The sequence below is a fragment of the Serratia sp. LTN-2 genome (assembly GCF_059740205.1).
This window is the reverse complement of the sequence record NZ_JCAXDO010000001.1, coordinates 731,644-748,097: the sequence shown is the minus strand read 5'-3', so window position 1 is coordinate 748,097 and position 16,454 is coordinate 731,644. Positions and strand designations below refer to the sequence as shown.

Annotated in this window: 20 protein-coding genes; 15 read left to right on the top strand and 5 right to left on the bottom strand. The window is 60.6% G+C overall.

What is annotated here, in order from left to right; translation table 11 throughout:
* Positions 1 to 47: 47 nt before the first annotated feature.
* The 11 genes from AC6BYQ_RS03500 (at position 48) to AC6BYQ_RS03450 (ending at position 11,030) form a co-directional block, all read left to right on the top strand.
* Complete coding sequence (locus AC6BYQ_RS03500) at positions 48 to 1,718, top strand: methyl-accepting chemotaxis protein (RefSeq protein WP_025159838.1); 1,671 nt, start codon at positions 48 to 50, stop codon at positions 1,716 to 1,718.
* Between the two features lie 76 nt (positions 1,719 to 1,794).
* Positions 1,795 to 3,420: a methyl-accepting chemotaxis protein gene (locus tag AC6BYQ_RS03495; RefSeq protein ID WP_498056288.1), complete on the top strand. Its 1,626-nt coding sequence runs from the start codon at positions 1,795 to 1,797 to the stop codon at positions 3,418 to 3,420.
* Between the two features lie 28 nt (positions 3,421 to 3,448).
* Entirely contained in the window at positions 3,449 to 4,321 is an 873-nt protein-coding gene (cheR, locus tag AC6BYQ_RS03490) for a protein-glutamate O-methyltransferase CheR (RefSeq protein ID WP_025159837.1), read from the top strand.
* The gene (locus AC6BYQ_RS03485) at positions 4,321 to 5,370 is read left to right on the top strand and encodes a protein-glutamate methylesterase/protein-glutamine glutaminase (RefSeq protein WP_016927288.1); all 1,050 of its coding nucleotides are present in this window, start codon (positions 4,321 to 4,323) and stop codon (positions 5,368 to 5,370) included. Before cheR ends, AC6BYQ_RS03485 begins: the two co-directional genes overlap by 1 nt.
* A gap of 102 nt (positions 5,371 to 5,472) precedes the next feature.
* Complete coding sequence (cheY, locus tag AC6BYQ_RS03480; RefSeq protein ID WP_004934862.1) at positions 5,473 to 5,862, top strand: chemotaxis response regulator CheY; 390 nt, start codon at positions 5,473 to 5,475, stop codon at positions 5,860 to 5,862.
* Between the two features lie 10 nt (positions 5,863 to 5,872).
* Complete coding sequence (gene cheZ / locus AC6BYQ_RS03475) at positions 5,873 to 6,517, top strand: protein phosphatase CheZ (RefSeq protein ID WP_004934858.1); 645 nt, start codon at positions 5,873 to 5,875, stop codon at positions 6,515 to 6,517.
* Positions 6,518 to 6,642: 125 nt separating this feature from the next.
* Positions 6,643 to 6,876 carry a type II toxin-antitoxin system VapB family antitoxin gene (gene vapB / locus AC6BYQ_RS03470; protein WP_154746396.1) on the top strand — a complete coding sequence of 78 codons (234 nt, stop codon included), beginning with the start codon at positions 6,643 to 6,645 and terminating at the stop codon, positions 6,874 to 6,876.
* Positions 6,876 to 7,274: a type II toxin-antitoxin system tRNA(fMet)-specific endonuclease VapC gene (gene vapC / locus AC6BYQ_RS03465; RefSeq protein WP_498056287.1), complete on the top strand. Its 399-nt coding sequence runs from the start codon at positions 6,876 to 6,878 to the stop codon at positions 7,272 to 7,274. Before vapB ends, vapC begins: the two co-directional genes overlap by 1 nt.
* A 129-nt stretch (positions 7,275 to 7,403) precedes the next feature.
* On the top strand, positions 7,404 to 8,555 hold the full coding sequence (gene flhB / locus AC6BYQ_RS03460) for a flagellar biosynthesis protein FlhB (RefSeq protein ID WP_498056286.1): 1,152 nt from the start codon (positions 7,404 to 7,406) through the stop codon (positions 8,553 to 8,555).
* Positions 8,548 to 10,626, top strand: a complete 2,079-nt coding sequence (gene flhA / locus AC6BYQ_RS03455) for a flagellar biosynthesis protein FlhA (protein ID WP_019452961.1) — start codon at positions 8,548 to 8,550, stop codon at positions 10,624 to 10,626. The genes flhB and flhA overlap by 8 nt, the downstream gene beginning before the upstream one ends.
* The gene (locus tag AC6BYQ_RS03450; protein WP_019452960.1) at positions 10,626 to 11,030 is read left to right on the top strand and encodes a flagellar protein FlhE; all 405 of its coding nucleotides are present in this window, start codon (positions 10,626 to 10,628) and stop codon (positions 11,028 to 11,030) included. The genes flhA and AC6BYQ_RS03450 overlap by 1 nt, the downstream gene beginning before the upstream one ends.
* A gap of 2 nt (positions 11,031 to 11,032) precedes the next feature.
* Here AC6BYQ_RS03450 and AC6BYQ_RS03445 read toward each other — a convergent pair whose 3' ends face one another.
* From AC6BYQ_RS03445 to flgA, 5 genes are all read right to left on the bottom strand, one after another.
* Positions 11,033 to 11,335 (bottom strand): helix-turn-helix domain-containing protein, encoded by a 303-nt coding sequence (locus AC6BYQ_RS03445; protein WP_033632742.1) that lies wholly within the window; start codon positions 11,333 to 11,335, stop codon positions 11,033 to 11,035.
* Positions 11,332 to 11,703 (bottom strand): type II toxin-antitoxin system RelE/ParE family toxin, encoded by a 372-nt coding sequence (locus AC6BYQ_RS03440; protein ID WP_498056285.1) that lies wholly within the window; start codon positions 11,701 to 11,703, stop codon positions 11,332 to 11,334. The genes AC6BYQ_RS03445 and AC6BYQ_RS03440 overlap by 4 nt, the downstream gene beginning before the upstream one ends.
* A 230-nt stretch (positions 11,704 to 11,933) precedes the next feature.
* Positions 11,934 to 12,368, bottom strand: coding sequence for a flagella synthesis protein FlgN (locus tag AC6BYQ_RS03435; protein ID WP_498056284.1), 435 nt, complete (start codon positions 12,366 to 12,368; stop codon positions 11,934 to 11,936).
* 40 nt (positions 12,369 to 12,408) lie between these two features.
* The gene (gene flgM, locus AC6BYQ_RS03430) at positions 12,409 to 12,720 is read right to left on the bottom strand and encodes a flagellar biosynthesis anti-sigma factor FlgM (RefSeq protein WP_019452957.1); all 312 of its coding nucleotides are present in this window, start codon (positions 12,718 to 12,720) and stop codon (positions 12,409 to 12,411) included.
* A gap of 129 nt (positions 12,721 to 12,849) precedes the next feature.
* The gene (gene flgA, locus AC6BYQ_RS03425; RefSeq protein WP_498056283.1) at positions 12,850 to 13,500 is read right to left on the bottom strand and encodes a flagellar basal body P-ring formation chaperone FlgA; all 651 of its coding nucleotides are present in this window, start codon (positions 13,498 to 13,500) and stop codon (positions 12,850 to 12,852) included.
* A gap of 160 nt (positions 13,501 to 13,660) precedes the next feature.
* Here flgA and flgB point away from each other — a divergent pair, with 160 nt between their 5' ends.
* Genes flgB through flgE form a run of 4 tightly spaced genes read left to right on the top strand, consistent with a single transcriptional unit; the run spans position 13,661 to position 16,452 of the window.
* Positions 13,661 to 14,074 (top strand): flagellar basal body rod protein FlgB, encoded by a 414-nt coding sequence (flgB, locus tag AC6BYQ_RS03420; protein ID WP_019452955.1) that lies wholly within the window; start codon positions 13,661 to 13,663, stop codon positions 14,072 to 14,074.
* Positions 14,075 to 14,079: 5 nt separating this feature from the next.
* On the top strand, positions 14,080 to 14,484 hold the full coding sequence (gene flgC, locus AC6BYQ_RS03415; RefSeq protein WP_004934826.1) for a flagellar basal body rod protein FlgC: 405 nt from the start codon (positions 14,080 to 14,082) through the stop codon (positions 14,482 to 14,484).
* A 12-nt stretch (positions 14,485 to 14,496) separates the two neighbouring features.
* Positions 14,497 to 15,174, top strand: coding sequence for a flagellar hook assembly protein FlgD (flgD, locus tag AC6BYQ_RS03410; protein WP_019452954.1), 678 nt, complete (start codon positions 14,497 to 14,499; stop codon positions 15,172 to 15,174).
* A 54-nt stretch (positions 15,175 to 15,228) separates the two neighbouring features.
* Complete coding sequence (flgE, locus tag AC6BYQ_RS03405) at positions 15,229 to 16,452, top strand: flagellar hook protein FlgE (protein WP_498056282.1); 1,224 nt, start codon at positions 15,229 to 15,231, stop codon at positions 16,450 to 16,452.
* The last annotated feature ends 2 nt before the right edge of the window (positions 16,453 to 16,454 follow it).

Here is a 16,454-nt window from a genome sequence, read left to right as displayed (position 1 = left end):
TTCAACGTCATCAAAGCCTGTCTGCGCGGGCTTCAACAAGGGAAATCATGTTAAATCGTATGAAGGTGGTCACCAGCCTGTTGCTGGTGTTGGTGCTGTTTGGCGCCTTGCAGTTGATTTCGGGCGGACTCTTTTTCTCCTCGCTGAAAAGCGATAAGGAAAACTTTACCGTCCTGCAAACTATCCGTCAGCAGCAGCTGCAGCTGAGTGAAAGCCGCGTTGATCTGCTGCAGGCGCGCAACTCGCTGAACCGCGCCGGTATTCGTTACATGATGGATACCAATAAGATCGGCAGCGGCGCCACCATTGATGAACTGCTGGCCAAGGCGAAAGAAGAGCTGGCCGAGGCGGAAAGACACTACGCCGCGTACGAGAAAATCCCTCAGGATCCGCGTCAGGATCCTCAGTCGGCAGAGCGCGTGAAGCAGCAATACGACATTCTGTACGGCGCGCTTTCCGAACTGATCCAACTGCTGGGCGAAGGCAAGATCAACGCCTTCTTCGATCAGCCTACGCAGAGCTACCAGGACAACTTTGAGCAGAGCTACAACGTTTACCTGGAGCAAAACGGCAAGCTGTACCAAATCGCGGTCGACGGCAGCAACAGCTCCTACAACTCGGCCATTTGGACGCTGATCGTGGTGCTGGTGGTGGTGCTGGCGGTGATCGTACTGGCCTGGACCGGTATCCATCACATCCTGGTGCGTCCGCTGAATCGCATGATCGACCACATCAAACAGATCGCCGCCGGCGACCTGACTCAACAGATCGTCGTCACCAGCCGCAACGAAATGGGCGTGCTGGCAGCCAGCCTGAAACACATGCAAAGCGAGCTGATCGAAACCGTCAGCGGCGTGCGTCAGGGCGCTGACGCCATCTACAGCGGCGCGTCTGAAATCGCCGCAGGCAACAACGATCTCTCCTCCCGCACCGAGCAGCAGGCCGCTTCGCTGGAAGAGACCGCCGCCAGCATGGAGCAGTTGACCGCGACGGTGAAACAGAACGCCGAAAACGCCCGTCAGGCCTCTCAGCTGGCGCTGAGCGCCTCCGAAACCGCGCAGAAAGGCGGCAAGGTCGTGGCTAACGTGGTGCAGACCATGCACGACATCGCCGGCAGTTCACAGAAGATCGCCGATATTACCGGCGTGATCGACGGTATCGCTTTCCAGACCAACATCCTGGCGTTGAACGCCGCGGTGGAAGCGGCGCGCGCTGGCGAACAGGGCCGTGGCTTCGCGGTGGTGGCCGGTGAAGTGCGCAACCTGGCGCAGCGCAGCGCACAGGCGGCGAAAGAGATCAAAGGCCTGATTGAAGACTCGGTCAGCCGCGTCGATATGGGTTCCGTGTTGGTCGAGAGCGCCGGCGAAACCATGGGCGACATCGTCAACGCCGTTACCCGTGTGACCGACATCATGGGCGAAATCGCGTCGGCTTCGGACGAGCAGAGCCGTGGCATCGATCAGGTTGGCCAGGCGGTGGCGGAAATGGACCGCGTGACCCAGCAGAACGCCTCGTTGGTAGAAGAATCTGCCTCGGCGGCGGCGGCGCTGGAAGAACAGGCCAGCATGCTGACCCAGTCGGTGGCGGTATTCCGCCTGAGGTCGGAAGGCCAGGAAGAGTTTAAAACGCCTGTCACCAGCAAGGCGACGGTAACACCGGTAATCAATCATAAAAAAATGAACGCCAGCGATCTGCAGGATAACTGGGAAACGTTCTGACCGGTATCGGGCCTCTCTCGCAGAGGCCCTTTTCCCTACGTAGGTCGGTCGCCGGCCGGCTGCAAGGAGGTTCACAGTGTTTAACCGAATCCGTATCTCTACCAGCTTGTTCCTGTTGTTGATGACCTTCTGCGTTCTGCAGTTGGCCAGCAGCGGCCTGTCGTATTCCGCGTTCCGCTCCGATAACCACAACCTCGATATCATCACCCTCGGCAGCCAGCAGCGCGATTCGCTCAGCCTGAGCTGGGTGTCGCTGTTGCAGGCGCGCAATACGTTGAACCGCGCCGGCACCCGCGCGGCGCTGAAGCTGCCACAGGAGCAGGTGAACGAATTGATGAGCAGCGCCCGCAGTTCGCTGCAGAAGGCCGATCTCTATTTCAATCAGTTCATGGCGGTTGAGCGCAGCAGTGAGCAACAGAGCCAGCAGACGGCGACCACCAAGGCCAGCTACGAGCGGTTGCGCGGCGCGCTGCGCGAGCTGATCGGCTTTCTGGAAAAAGGAGAGCTGCAGGCGTTTATGGATCAGCCGACGCAGAAGACCCAGGACCTGTTCGAGGCCGACTTCGTGCAGTATCTGCAGTTGATCAACGGCGACATCAGCGAGGCCAGAGACGCCAACCAGTTCTCCTTCACGCTGGCGGGCCTGATGCTGGCGGGGGCGGTATTGATGCTGATCGTGGTGACCGGCAGCGCCATGTGGTGGTTGCGCACCATGTTGGTACAACCGCTGAACCAAATCCGCAGCCACTTTGAACGCATCGCCGCCGGCGACTTGGCGACGCCGATTCAGGTGTACGGCCGCAATGAAATCAGCATGCTGTTCGCCAGCCTGCAGCGTATGCAGCAGTCGCTGATCGGTACTGTGGGCGCGGTGCGCGACGGGGCGGAATCGATTTTGATCGGCCTGCAGGAGATCTCCGAAGGCAACAACGATCTCTCTTCCCGCACCGAGCAGCAGGCCGCTTCGCTGGAAGAGACCGCCGCCAGCATGGAGCAGCTGACCGCGACGGTGAAACAGAACGCCGACAATGCGCGGCAGGCGTCTCAGCTGGCGCGCGACGCCTCGGCCACGGCGGCCAAGGGCGGTGAACTGGCCGGTGACGTGGTCACCACCATGCACGATATCGCCAATAGCTCGCAGAAAATCGGCGCCATCACCAGCGTGATCGACGGCATCGCCTTCCAGACCAACATTCTGGCGCTCAATGCGGCGGTGGAAGCGGCGCGTGCCGGCGAACAGGGGCGCGGTTTCGCCGTGGTCGCCGGCGAAGTGCGTAACCTGGCGAGCCGCAGCGCCCAGGCGGCGAAAGAGATCAAGGTGCTGATCGACGAATCGGTCAGCCGCGTCAAACACGGCTCGGTGCTGGTGGAAAATTCCGGCGCCACCATGCAGGACATCGTACGTTCGGTGACCCGCGTCACCGACATCATGGGCGAGATCGCGTCGGCTTCGGATGAACAAAGCCGCGGCATCGAGCAGGTGACGCAGGCGGTGACCCAGATGGACCAGGTCACCCAACAGAACGCCGCGCTGGTGGAAGAGTCCGCCTCTGCCGCCACCGCGCTGGAAGAGCAGGCTATTACCCTGGCCGATGCGGTCGCGGTATTCCGTCTGGCGGACGATAACTTCGTCGCGCCAGGTAACAGCAACAACGCAGTTTCATCCGTGGTAAAGGAAGCCCAAGATTGTCAAACCGCATAAACAGCACGTTTTTCCCCGGTGAGGCGGCATGAAACAGGCGCCGTCAACTTCTAACCGGGATACTGCGTCGATGTTGACGCAAATGGTGCAGCGCCTGCCGCTGTCGGACGTGCATTTCCGTCGTATCAGCCAGTTGATTTATCAACGCGCCGGCATCGTGCTGGCGGAGCATAAGCGTGAGATGGTTTACAACCGTCTGGTGCGCCGATTGCGGCTGCTGGGATTGCACGACTTCGGCGACTATCTGGCGCTGCTGGAAAGCGATCCGAACAGCGCGGAATGGCAGGCGTTCATCAACGCGTTGACCACCAACCTGACGGCATTTTTCCGCGAGGCGCATCACTTCCCGATCCTGGCGGAGCATGCGCGCTCACGGCCGAACGGCTACAGCGTCTGGAGCACTGCGGCCTCGACCGGCGAAGAGCCGTATTCGATCGCCATCACGCTGAGCGATGCCTTGGGGCAGCGGGCCGGCAGTTGCCAGGTCTGGGCCAGCGACATCGATACGCAGGTGCTGGAAAAAGCGGAGGCGGGCGTTTACCGCCAGGAAGATCTGCGCACCCTGACGCCGACACAAATGCAGCGCTATTTTCTGCGCGGCACCGGGCCGCATCAGGGGCTGGTGCGGGTGCGGCCGGAACTGGCGGCGCGGGTGAACTTTCAGCCGCTGAACCTGCTGGCGCCGGAATGGGCGCTGCCGGGGCAGTTCGACGCTATTTTTTGCCGCAACGTCATGATCTATTTCGATAAGGCGACGCAGGAGCGCATCCTGCGCCGCTTCGTTCCCTTGCTTAAGCCGGGGGGGCTGATGTTCGCCGGCCACTCCGAGAACTTCAGCCAGATCAGCCGGGATTTCTACTTGCGTGGGCAGACCGTGTATGGGCTGACCAAGGAGAGGTAATGAGTAAAATCAGAGTGTTATGCGTAGACGATTCGGCACTGATGCGTCAGCTGATGACGGAAATCGTGAACGGCCACGCCGATATGGAAATGGTGGCGACCGCGCCGGATCCGCTGGTAGCGCGCGATCTGATCAAAAAATTTAATCCTCAGGTGCTGACGCTGGACGTCGAGATGCCGCGCATGGACGGACTGGATTTCCTCGAGAAACTGATGCGCCTGCGGCCGATGCCGGTGGTGATGGTCTCTTCGCTGACCGGCAAAGGATCGGAGATCACGCTGCGTGCGCTGGAGTTGGGCGCGGTGGATTTCGTCACCAAACCGCAGCTCGGCATTCGCGAGGGCATGCTGGCCTACAGCGAGCTGATCGCCGAGAAGATCCGCACCGCGGCCAGGGCGCGTCTGCCTCAGCGCTCGAGCAGCCCGGCGCCGGCGATCCTCAGCCATGCGCCGCTGCTGAGCAGTGAAAAACTGATCGCCATCGGCGCCTCCACCGGCGGCACCGAAGCGATCCGCCAGGTGCTGCAGCCGCTGCCGGCCACCAGTCCGGCGCTGCTGATCACGCAACACATGCCGCCGGGATTCACCCGTTCGTTCGCCGAACGGTTGAACAAACTGTGCCAGATCACGGTGAAAGAAGCGGAGGACGGCGAGCGCGTGCTGCCGGGCCACGCCTATATCGCACCGGGGGACCGCCATCTGGAGCTGGCGCGCAGCGGCGCCAACTATCAGGTGAAGCTGCATGACGGCCCGGCGGTCAACCGCCATCGCCCGTCGGTCGACGTGCTGTTCCGCTCGGTGGCGCAATACGCCGGCCGCAATGCGGTGGGGGTGATCCTCACCGGCATGGGCAACGACGGTGCGGCGGGGATGCTGGAGATGCATCGCGCCGGGGCTTATACCCTGGCGCAGAACGAGGCGAGCTGCGTGGTGTTCGGCATGCCGCGCGAGGCGATCGCCAGCGGCGGCGTCAGCGAGGTGGTCGAGCTGGACAGAATGAGCCAACGGATGCTGGCGCAGATTGCCGGCGGCCAGGCATTGCGTATTTGATTTTAGTCCGCCGGGGTTACCCGGCGGCGATATGACCCACGGCCGCCGCGCGGCGGCCTGCGGTTTTGCATCATTAAACGGTTAACTATTTCAGGAGTAACAATGGCAGACAAGAACCTCAGATTTCTGGTTGTGGACGACTTCTCCACCATGCGTCGCATCGTCAGAAATTTGCTGAAAGAGCTGGGCTTCAACAACGTCGAAGAAGCTGAAGACGGTGCGGATGCGCTGAACAAGCTGCGCGCCGGCGGTTTCGACTTCGTGGTGTCCGACTGGAACATGCCGAACATGGACGGGCTTGAGCTGTTGCAAACCATCCGCGCCGACAGCGCGCTGGCCGCGATGCCGGTACTGATGGTGACCGCGGAAGCCAAGAAAGAAAATATCATCGCGGCGGCGCAGGCCGGCGCCAGCGGTTATGTAGTGAAACCATTTACGGCGGCGACGCTGGAAGAAAAGCTCAACAAGATTTTTGAAAAATTGGGCATGTAAGGAGAGGGCGATGAGAGACATTCCAATGCCTGCCAGCGATGCAGCGACCGCGGGAGAGATCATCTCCCGCATCGGCCAACTGACCCGAATGCTGCGCGACAGCATGCGCGAACTGGGGCTCGATCAGGCGATCGCCCAGGCGGCAGAGGCGATCCCGGATGCGCGCGACCGTCTTGACTATGTCGTAACCATGACGGCGCAGGCGGCGGAACGGGCGTTGAACTGCGTAGAGGCGGCGCAACCGCGCCAGGCGGAGCTGGAATCCGGCGCTAACGCGTTGAAAGGGCGCTGGGACGAGTGGTTCGCCAATCCCATCGAACTGGACGACGCGCGTTCTCTGGTCAACGACACGCGCCAGTATCTGGATCAGGTGCCGGGCCATACGGCCTTCACCAACGCCCAGCTGCTGGAGATCATGATGGCGCAAGATTTCCAGGATCTGACCGGTCAGGTAATCAAGCGCATGATGGACGTGGTGCAGGAGATCGAAAAGCAGCTGCTGATGGTTCTGATGGAAAACATGCCGGAGCAGCCGGTGAAGGAAAAACGGCCTAACGACAGCCTGCTGAACGGCCCGCAGCTCGACCAGAACGGCGTCGGCGTGATCGCCAATCAGGCGCAGGTCGACGATCTGCTCGACAGCCTCGGTTTCTGAGGCTTTTCGGGGCGCGCGACGGCGCGCCCCGAAAGTTGCGCAGCGTCGCGCAAAGATTGGAGTATATAGCGTTGCTATATACACTGTGGCGATTATAATTTGTACTCCAGTTAAAGGAGGTCGCCATGACGTTAGGTTCTGTCTTTACCAATAATCGGACGCAGGCCGTGCGCTTGCCCGCAGAGGTACGTTTCCCCGATACCGTTTCTAAAGTGACCGTCCGCGTGATAGGCAAAGAGCGCATTCTTGCGCCGGTGGAGAATACCTGGGACAGTTTCTTCTGCGCGGAAAATGAGGTGAGCGATGACTTCCTCAATGAACGTGCCGGGCAACACCAGCGCGAGCGGGAAGAGTTTTGATGTTCAGCCATATGCTGGACACCAACATTGTTATCTATGTCATCAAGCGCCGGCCTCTGGAAGTGCTGGAGACGTTCAATCGCTATGCGGGCAAAATGGTCATTTCGTCGGTCACCTATGGCGAATTGGTTCACGAAGTGGAGAAAAGCTCGCGTCCGGCGGTTAACGCCAGAGTGGTTGAGGATTTTGTCTCCCGATTGGATATTCTCGATTACGGCGCCAAAGCGGCTTCACACTACGGCAACATTCGGGCTGCGCTGGAACGTCAGGGAACGCCTATCGGCGTAAACGATCTGCATATCGCCGGGCATGCGCGCAGCGAAGGATTGATTCTGGTGACCAATAACCGACGCGAATTTGAGCGCGTTGATGGCTTACGGCTGGAAAATTGGCTGTAACGTCTCCCCCTTGATTGCCTCATCCCCCAAATAACCCGCCTTTTTCCCCGTTGTTCCCCCAATGACATCGCCAATTTTTTGGCATGCTGACCGCCATTCTTTACCCTCCCGACACAGGAACGGCGTTTCGTGGCTGAAGACAGCGATCTGGAAAAAAGCGAGGCCCCCACGCCCCACAGGCTGGAGAAGGCGCGTGAAGACGGCCAGATCCCGCGCTCGCGCGAGCTGACCTCGGTACTGATGCTGCTCTCCGGCCTGGCGATTATCCTGATGTCCGGCAGCAATATGGCGCAACAGCTGGCGGCGATGCTCACGCAAGGTCTGAACTTCGATCACGGCATGGTCAGCAACGATAAACAGATGCTGCGCCAATTGGGCATGTTGCTGCGCCAGGCGGTGCTGGCGCTGCTGCCGATCATGGCGGGGCTGGTGCTGGTGGCGCTCGCCGCGCCGATGTTGCTGGGGGGCATTTTGTTCAGCGGCAAGTCGATCAAGTTCGATTTGAAGCGGCTGAACCCGCTATCCGGGTTGAAGCGCATCTTTTCTACCCAGGTGCTGGCCGAGCTGCTGAAAGGGATCCTGAAAGCGACGCTGGTCGGTTGGGTGACCGGCCTCTATCTGTGGCACAACTGGGCGGCGATGTTGCATCTGATGACTCAGCAGCCGCTCGATGCGCTGGGCAACGCGCTGCAGATGATTCTGTTCTGCGGCTTTCTGGTCGTGCTGGGATTGACGCCGATGGTGGCATTCGACGTGTTTTATCAGCTGTGGAGTCACTTCAAGAAGCTGAAGATGACCAAGCAGGATATTCGCGACGAGTTCAAAGACCAGGAAGGGGACCCGCACGTGAAGGGGCGCATTCGTCAGCAGCAGCGGGCGATCGCCCGCCGCCGCATGATGGCCGATGTGCCCAAGGCGGACGTGATCGTCACCAACCCGACGCACTACGCCGTCGCGTTGCAGTACAACGACAAAAAAATGAGCGCGCCGAAAGTGCTGGCCAAAGGGGCCGGCGAAATCGCCTTCCGCATTCGCGAACTCGGTGCGGAACACCGCATCCCGATGCTGGAGGCGCCGCCGCTGGCGCGCGCGCTGTATCGGCACAGCGAGATCGGACAACATATTCCGGCCACCCTGTATGCCGCGGTCGCCGAAGTACTGGCCTGGGTGTACCAACTGCGCCGCTGGCGGCGCGAGGGCGGCCTGATCCCGAAAAAACCTGAACGTTTACCGGTGCCGGAAGCACTGGATTTTGCGAGAGAGAGTGACTCTGATGGCTAATTTGGCCTCCCTGCTTCGTTTGCCGGGCAATTTTAAAGATACGCAGTGGCAGGTGCTGGCCGGCCCGGTGTTGATCCTGTTGATTCTGTCGATGATGGTGCTGCCGTTGCCGGCGTTCATCCTTGATCTGCTGTTTACCTTCAACATCGCGCTGTCGATCATGGTGCTGCTGGTGGCGATGTTCACCCAGCGCACGCTCGAGTTCGCCGCTTTCCCGACCATCCTGCTGTTCTCCACATTGCTGCGTTTGTCGCTCAACGTCGCGTCGACGCGCATCATCTTGTTGGAAGGGCACACCGGCTCCGCCGCCGCCGGCCGCGTGGTGGAAGCCTTCGGTCACTTCCTGGTGGGGGGCAACTTCGCCATCGGCATCGTGGTGTTCATCATCCTGGTGCTGATTAACTTTATGGTCATCACCAAAGGTGCGGGGCGTATCGCCGAAGTGGGCGCGCGCTTCGTGCTGGACGGCATGCCGGGCAAACAGATGGCGATTGACGCCGATCTGAACGCCGGATTGATCGGCGAAGACGAAGCGAAGAAACGCCGCGCCGAAGTTACCCAAGAGGCCGATTTCTACGGCTCGATGGACGGTGCCAGTAAATTCGTGCGCGGCGACGCCATCGCCGGCCTGATGATCATGGTGCTGAACGTAGTCGGCGGCCTGTTGGTCGGCGTGGTGCAACACGGCATGGAGCTGGGGGCGGCGGCGGAAAGCTATACGCTGCTGACCATCGGTGACGGCCTGGTGGCGCAGATCCCGGCGTTGGTGATCTCCACCGCCGCCGGCGTTATCGTCACCCGCGTAGCGACCGATCAGGACGTCGGCGAGCAGATGGTAGGCCAGCTGTTCAACAATCCGCGCGTGATGCTGCTGAGCGCCGGGGTGCTGGGGCTGTTGGGCCTGGTGCCGGGCATGCCGAACCTGGTGTTCCTGCTGTTTACCGCCGCTTTGCTGGGCCTGGCCTGGTGGCTACGCGGCCGTGAACAACAGGCGCCGAAGACGGTAGAGGCGCCGGTGATGCCGGAGAATCCGCAGGCCGCCGAAGCCAGCTGGGCCGACGTGCAGTTGGAAGACCCGTTGGGGATGGAAGTGGGCTACCGGCTGATTCCGATGGTCGATTTTCAGCAGAACGGCGAGCTGCTTGGGCGTATTCGCGGCATCCGCAAGAAATTCGCGCAGGACATGGGCTATCTGCCGCCGGTGGTACACATTCGCGATAATCTGGAACTGCCGCCTGCCAGCTACCGCATCCTGATGAAAGGCGTCGAGATTGGCAGCGGCGAAGCGCAACCGGGCCGCTGGCTGGCGATCAACCCCGGCAATGCCGTAGGCGAGCTGGCGGGTGATAAAACCGTCGATCCGGCCTTTGGGCTGGAAGCGGTGTGGATCGACAGTGCCTTGCGCGAGCAGGCGCAGATCCAGGGCTTTACCGTGGTGGAGGCCAGCACCGTGGTGGCGACGCACCTCAATCACCTGATCGGTCAGTTCGCCAGCGAACTGTTTGGCCGCCAGGAAGCTCAGCAACTGCTGGACCGCGTTTCGCAGGAGATGCCGAAGCTGACCGAAGACTTCGTGCCGGGCGTGGTGTCGCTGACCACGCTGCACAAGGTGTTGCAAAACCTGTTGGCCGAGCGCGTTTCCATTCGTGATATGCGCACCATCGTTGAAACGCTGGCGGAGCATGCCCCGGCGCAGAGCGATCCTTATGAATTGACCACCGTGGTGCGGGTGGCACTGGGCCGGGCTATCACGCAGCAGTGGTTCCCGGGCAACGGCGAGATTCAGGTTATCGGGCTGGATACCCAGCTGGAGCGCCTGTTGCTGCAGGCGTTGCAAGGCGGCGGTGGCCTGGAGCCAGGTCTGGCCGACCGCCTGTTGGATCAGGCGCGCCAGGCGTTGCAGCGGCAAGAGATGCTCAGTGCGCCGCCGGTGCTGCTGGTCAACCATGCGCTGCGGGCCTTGCTGGCGCGCTTCTTGCGCCGCAGTTTGCCGCAGATCGTGGTGCTGTCCAACCTGGAGATCAACGACGATCGCCAGATTCGCATGACCTCGACCATCGGAGCCGCCTGATGAAACGCCGTTTGTGCTTGCTGGGTTTGTTGGCGCCGCTTGCCGCTGGCGCGGTGTCTGGTTCCTGGGTGGCGGAAGGGGCGGGCGTTACGCTGGAACAGGGCGGCATGCGCGATGAGTCCGCCGGTTTGCGGCCGCCGAACGCACTGCCGGACGCCAACGCGCGCATCACCAGCGTCAGCTGGCGCTACCGTTTGCTGGGGCCGGAACCGGTGGGCCTGCAGGCGCAGCTCTGCACGGTGAACCGCTGCATTCCGCTGGGCGGCGGTAGCGGTAGCAGCATCGGTCTGCAGGGCGAGCCGGCCAATGCGGAATTGCGCTTTGTCTATTACGTGCAGTCGCAAGGCGGGTTGAACCCGCCGCTGCGGGTGATTGGCAATCAGGTGATCGTCAATTACCAGTAGGATCAGGCCAAAATTTGCAGGCCGTTGCGTTCCACCAACGTCAACAGCTTCATCGCGGCGGAGTTCGGTTGCGCTTCGCCGCGCTCCCATTTCTGCACCGCTTTTTTGCTGACGTTGAGATACAGCGCGAACACTGGCTGACTGACGTTTTCCCGTTCGCGCAGCGCGCGGATCTCGGCCGGCCCGAACTGTTTCACCGGCCGCAGGCACAGCATGTCGAAGGTGCGCATGGTCACGTCATCGACGAAACCGGCGCGATGCAGGCCCTGAACTTCCTGGTGGATCGATTTCAGCATCTTGCTCATAGTTGTAACCTTATTAATTCCCCGCAGTTGACCAGCTGATACAGCCTGAATGGTGAATAATCCAGATACAGCGCCGCCAAATGCCGCCAGGAAATTAACTCATCCTGATTGATGTTGTCTCTTTCGTTTTTGGCAAAGCCATACATGAAAAAGATCCTGCCTTCATCTGCCGTTGCGATTAATACCCGATACCCGCGCCGTTTTCCACTCCCCATCCGGGCGATGCGTTTTTTGTAAGCGCAACCACCGAGATTGGCGTCGTACAACTGATTTTGCATCTCTTGCGCCGCTTTCACTATCGTGGCGTCACTGATGCGTTCGTCGCTGGCAAATGTCTGGAAGGCTTTTGTGAGATAAATGTCGGTCATTCACTCTCCATGTGAAAATATACCCTTAATGGGTATAGATCAAGATGTTTAACGACCGAGCTAAGATGACGAAATAGGGAGTGATGGGGAACAGGCAAATATCCGTTCTGCGCAGCCTGGCGCATAACGTTAAGGGAACTCAGAAAACGACAAGGGGAAAATGCGAAGGGAGGCGCAAAAGCCGATAAAGCTGCGCCCGGTGACACGTGCACCGGGCGAAATGGGGCAGGTCAGACGCCGATTTTTCTGCCGAGCAGGCTGCCGACGTGCGACTGGCCGTCCGGGCCATACAGCGATTTGTTGTTTTTGCTGAGGATCGACAGCGCCTGGGCGTTATGGTCGATCTGCTGATTGAGCAGCAGGCCATTGTGCTGGTTCTTCTCGCGCAGCGTTTGGCTCAGCAACTGAACGCGCTGCCAGCGATCGGCCAGGGGCGTATGGTTGGCGTAAGGGGCGCGTTGCCCGCAGGCTTTCTCCTGCCCCAGACGCTGCTGCTCGAGATAGGCGACCGTCGCCAGCAGTTGGCTTTTGGCGTCGGTGACGCGCTGCAACGCCACGCCGGGCAGTTGACCGGCACACAGCAAGTCGTGCTCTTCCTCCAGCACGCCATTGAGCGCCTGCAGGGTTTCCAACAGTTTATCCAGCAGTTGTGCCAGGTTTTCCATAGTGATGACTTATCCTTTACCGCTACCCGCCGCCGCGCTGTCAGTCGCGGCCGGCGATCCATTGAATATCGCTCTGCGCGTCTTGCAGCAGCGCGTCGGCGATTTTGCCGGCGTCCATCTTCAGTTCACCGTTGCGGATCGCCTGCTTGATGGCTTCGACCCGGCCCATATCGATATCCTGGGTGCCCGGCTGCATCAGGCGTGCCTGCGCCTCGCTCAGTTTGACCTGGGTGCCGCTGACGGCGGTTTCGGCCACGGCGGCCTTACGCGGTTGGAGCGGGTTGTCGGCCGGGGTTTCACGCGGTTGCACAGTGGAAACCGGCTGTAACCGCTGGGTGCGATCGATACTCATGGTCCATCTCCGTTTACGCCGTCGCCGCTTGCGGTCGACGACGCTGCAATGAAAGTTTTGCGGCCCTGGTGGCCAATAAAATGCTGCTTGATTTGTCTTATCGGCAAGGTTGGCGGAACCTTTACTTTTTTATAACGTAATGCGAATCGCGCCGTCGTCCCCGACCACGCCGCTGACGATCTGCCCGGACGCCATGCGCACGCGCACGCTGTCTTCGGCGGCGGCGTTGTTCATCGCCTTACCCGCGCCGCTGATGTTAAATCCTTCGCCCTGCGCGGTGACCTGCACCGGTTGCCCGGCTTTGATAAGCCAGGCGCGGCGCAGCATGGCGAGCGTCAGCGGCTGGCCGGGGCTGATATTGCGCAGGCTGACGGCGCCTAACGCTTTGCCCGGTTCGGTCAGCGCGCGCGGCGGCAGGGTATCGAGCCGACCCTGCTTCAACGTCAGATCCGCCGCCGTCAATCGGGCGCCGGCGCTGATGCCGCGTGCCGACACGAGATAACGGCCGAACACTTGCACCTGCGTCTGAATAAAACGCCGCTCCTGGCCACAGCGCGTCGAAATGCTGACATTGCCGCCGATCCGCGCATTGGGCGGCAGCGACAGCTGCGGCAGTTCGCAAGCGGGCCATTGGTTCGGCGGCGTGCGCACCCGCACTTTCACCTGCACCGGTTCGCCGTTGAATTTGCCTTTGATGAAGCTTTCGATTTGCGTCGCCAGATCGTCGGCGCGCGCGTTCAGACTGCACAGCAGGCCGATAAGCAGCATTTTACCTTTCATCGTCATCTTCTCAAGCTTCATCGGGATACGCGTAAGTGTACCCGCAGCGCGCGCAGGCTAAGCAGATAAATAGCGCCCCATTTTGCGTTTATTCCCGCGATAGGGTGGCACGGCGGGCGTTTATGCTGTCGACTCCAAATTCTAACCTCGCGGAGGGAGCATGCTCGACAAACTGGACGCGGCTCTGCGCTTTGGCCAAGAGGCGCTGAACTTGCGCGCCCAGCGGCAGGAAATTCTGGCCGCCAACATCGCCAACGCAGACACGCCGGGTTATCAGGCGCGGGATATCGATTTCGCCAGCCAATTGAACAAGGTGCTGGAACAAGGGCGCGTCAACGGCAACGGCATGGCGCTGAACCTGACGGCGGCGCGCCACATCCCGGCGCAGACCATGCAGCCGCCACAGCTTGATCTGCTGTTCCGAGTGCCGGACCAGCCGTCGATGGACGGCAATACGGTGGACATGGATCGCGAACGCACCAACTTTGCCGATAACAGCCTGAAATATCAGACCGACCTGACGCTGCTCAACGGTCAGATCAAAGGGATGATGTCCGTGCTGCAACAAGGATAAGGCGCATGTCTTTACTGAACATTTTTGATATCTCCGGCTCGGCGTTATCGGCGCAGTCTCAGCGCATGAACGTCAGCGCCAGCAACATGGCCAACGCCGACAGCGTGACCGGCCCGGACGGTGAACCTTACCGCGCCAAGCAGGTGGTGTTCCAGGTCGCCGCAGCGCCTGGACAACCGACCGGCGGGGTGCGCGTCGCCCAGGTGGTGGACGATCCGGCGCCCGAGCGACTGGTGTATCAGCCGGGTAATCCGCTGGCGGACGCCAAGGGTTACGTGCGCATGCCGAACGTGGACGTGGTCGGGGAAATGGTCAACACCATCTCCGCTTCGCGCAGCTACCAGGCCAACGTCGAGGTGCTCAACACCACCAAGTCGATGATGATGAAAACCCTGACGCTGGGTCAGTAACCGGAGATTCCCATGGCTATCGCCGCAACCACTAACGAGTCGTTGGACAACACCGTCATCGGTAACAACAGCAAGACCACCAACAGTCAGGATCTGCACAACAGCTTCCTGACGCTGTTGGTCGCGCAGTTGAAAAACCAGGATCCGACCAACCCGATGCAGAACAACGAGCTGACTTCGCAGCTGGCGCAGATCAACACCGTTCAGGGCATCGAAAAACTCAACACCACGCTGGGCTCGATCTCCGGCCAGATCAACAGCAACCAGTCGCTGCAGGCCACTGCGTTGATCGGTCACGGCGTGATGGTGCCGGGCAACAATATTCTGGTCGGCAGCAAGGACGGCAAGGTCAGCACCACGCCGTTCGGCGTAGAACTGGAGCGCGCAGCCGATCAGGTGACCGCCACCATTACCAATGCCAGCGGGCAGGTCGTGCGCACCATCGAAATTGGCGGTCTGACCGCCGGCGTGCACGCCTTCACCTGGGATGGATCGCTGGATGACGGCACCACCGCGCCCGACGGCGCCTACAAAGTGGCCGTCAACGCCAAAGGCAACGGCGAGCAACTGGTGGCGCGCAGCCTGCATTTCGGCCTGGTGAACGGCGTGATCCGCGACGGCAACGGTGCCAAGCTGGATCTCGGCCTGGCGGGCAACGCCACCCTGGAAGACGTGCGACAGATCTTATAACCCTAAGCATCAGGCTCAATCGGACGATAGCCTGACCACTATTCGGAGAATAACATGGCCTTTTCTCAGGCAGTCAGCGGCTTGAACGCGGCAGCAACCAACCTGGACGTGATCGGTAACAACATCGCCAACTCTGCGACCGCGGGCTTCAAATCCGGCAGCGTATCTTTCGCCGACATGTTCGCTGGTTCGCAGGTCGGTCTGGGCGTCAAAGTGTCCGGCATCACCCAGAACTTCAAGGGCGGCACCACCACCGGTACCAGCCGTTCACTGGATATCGCCATCAACGGCAACGGTTTCTTCCGCATGCAGGATAAAGATGGCGGCATCTTCTATACCCGCAATGGCCAGTTCAAGCTGGACGAAAACCGCAACCTGACCAACATGCAGGGCCTGCAGCTGACCGGCTACCCGGCGGCCGGTTCCCCGCCGACCATCCAGCAGGGCGCCAACCCGGTGCCGCTGAGCATTCCTGAAGGCATGATGAACGCCAAGGCGTCCACCTCCGGCCAGATGGTGGCCAACCTGAAGTCCACCCATAAAGTGCCGGAGAACAAGACGTTCGATCCGACCAAGCAGGACAGCTACAACTACGTCAACACCATCACCGCTTACGACTCGCTGGGTAACGCGCACAACATCAACGCTTACTTCGTGAAGACCGAAAACAACAAGTGGCAGGTCTACACCCAGGACGGCAGCGCTGCACCGGTTGACGCCGGCACCATGGAGTTCAGCGAAAGCGGCAACCTGGTGAAAACCACCAGCACCAACGGCGCGCCGGGCGAGTTCAGCATGGTGATCCCGATGACCGCCAAAGACGGTGCGCCGGCGCAAAACTTCACCCTGAGCTTCGCCGGCAGTATGCAGCAGAACGTGGGCAGCGACTCGGTGAGCAAGGTATCGCAGGACGGCTATGCCGCCGGTGAATACACGGGCTATCAGATCAACAACGACGGCACAGTGGTGGGTATCTACTCCAACCAGCAGACCCAGCTGTTGGGTCAGATCGTCATGACCAACTTCTCCAACCCGGAAGGGCTGGCGTCGCAGGGCGATAACGTTTGGCAGGAAACCGGCGCGTCCGGCCAGCCGCGCGTCGGTCTGGCGGGCGGCGGCGGCTTCGGCAAGCTGACCAGCGGCGCGCTGGAATCTTCCAACGTCGATCTGAGCCAAGAGCTGGTGAACATGATCGTCGCACAGCGTAACTACCAGTCCAACGCCCAGACCATCAAGACGCAGGACTCCATCCTGCAGACGCTGGTTAGCCTGCGCTAATA

Excerpts from the sequence above, each read along its gene's own strand:
- AC6BYQ_RS03445 (WP_033632742.1), bottom strand. The coding sequence starts at position 11,335 with ATGAGCAAGATGCTGAAATCGATCCACCAGGAAGTTCAGGGCCTGCAT.
- flgB (WP_019452955.1), top strand. The coding sequence starts at position 13,661 with ATGCTCGACAAACTGGACGCGGCTCTGCGCTTTGGCCAAGAGGCGCTG.
- flgA (WP_498056283.1), bottom strand. The coding sequence starts at position 13,500 with ATGAAAGGTAAAATGCTGCTTATCGGCCTGCTGTGCAGTCTGAACGCG.
- vapB (WP_154746396.1), top strand. The coding sequence starts at position 6,643 with ATGACGTTAGGTTCTGTCTTTACCAATAATCGGACGCAGGCCGTGCGC.
- flgD (WP_019452954.1), top strand. The coding sequence starts at position 14,497 with ATGGCTATCGCCGCAACCACTAACGAGTCGTTGGACAACACCGTCATC.
- vapC (WP_498056287.1), top strand. The coding sequence starts at position 6,876 with ATGTTCAGCCATATGCTGGACACCAACATTGTTATCTATGTCATCAAG.
- flhA (WP_019452961.1), top strand. The coding sequence starts at position 8,548 with ATGGCTAATTTGGCCTCCCTGCTTCGTTTGCCGGGCAATTTTAAAGAT.
- AC6BYQ_RS03435 (WP_498056284.1), bottom strand. The coding sequence starts at position 12,368 with ATGGAAAACCTGGCACAACTGCTGGATAAACTGTTGGAAACCCTGCAG.
- AC6BYQ_RS03450 (WP_019452960.1), top strand. The coding sequence starts at position 10,626 with ATGAAACGCCGTTTGTGCTTGCTGGGTTTGTTGGCGCCGCTTGCCGCT.
- flgE (WP_498056282.1), top strand. The coding sequence starts at position 15,229 with ATGGCCTTTTCTCAGGCAGTCAGCGGCTTGAACGCGGCAGCAACCAAC.
- AC6BYQ_RS03485 (WP_016927288.1), top strand. The coding sequence starts at position 4,321 with ATGAGTAAAATCAGAGTGTTATGCGTAGACGATTCGGCACTGATGCGT.
- cheR (WP_025159837.1), top strand. The coding sequence starts at position 3,449 with ATGAAACAGGCGCCGTCAACTTCTAACCGGGATACTGCGTCGATGTTG.
- flgM (WP_019452957.1), bottom strand. The coding sequence starts at position 12,720 with ATGAGTATCGATCGCACCCAGCGGTTACAGCCGGTTTCCACTGTGCAA.
- flgC (WP_004934826.1), top strand. The coding sequence starts at position 14,080 with ATGTCTTTACTGAACATTTTTGATATCTCCGGCTCGGCGTTATCGGCG.
- cheZ (WP_004934858.1), top strand. The coding sequence starts at position 5,873 with ATGAGAGACATTCCAATGCCTGCCAGCGATGCAGCGACCGCGGGAGAG.
- cheY (WP_004934862.1), top strand. The coding sequence starts at position 5,473 with ATGGCAGACAAGAACCTCAGATTTCTGGTTGTGGACGACTTCTCCACC.
- AC6BYQ_RS03440 (WP_498056285.1), bottom strand. The coding sequence starts at position 11,703 with ATGACCGACATTTATCTCACAAAAGCCTTCCAGACATTTGCCAGCGAC.
- AC6BYQ_RS03500 (WP_025159838.1), top strand. The coding sequence starts at position 48 with ATGTTAAATCGTATGAAGGTGGTCACCAGCCTGTTGCTGGTGTTGGTG.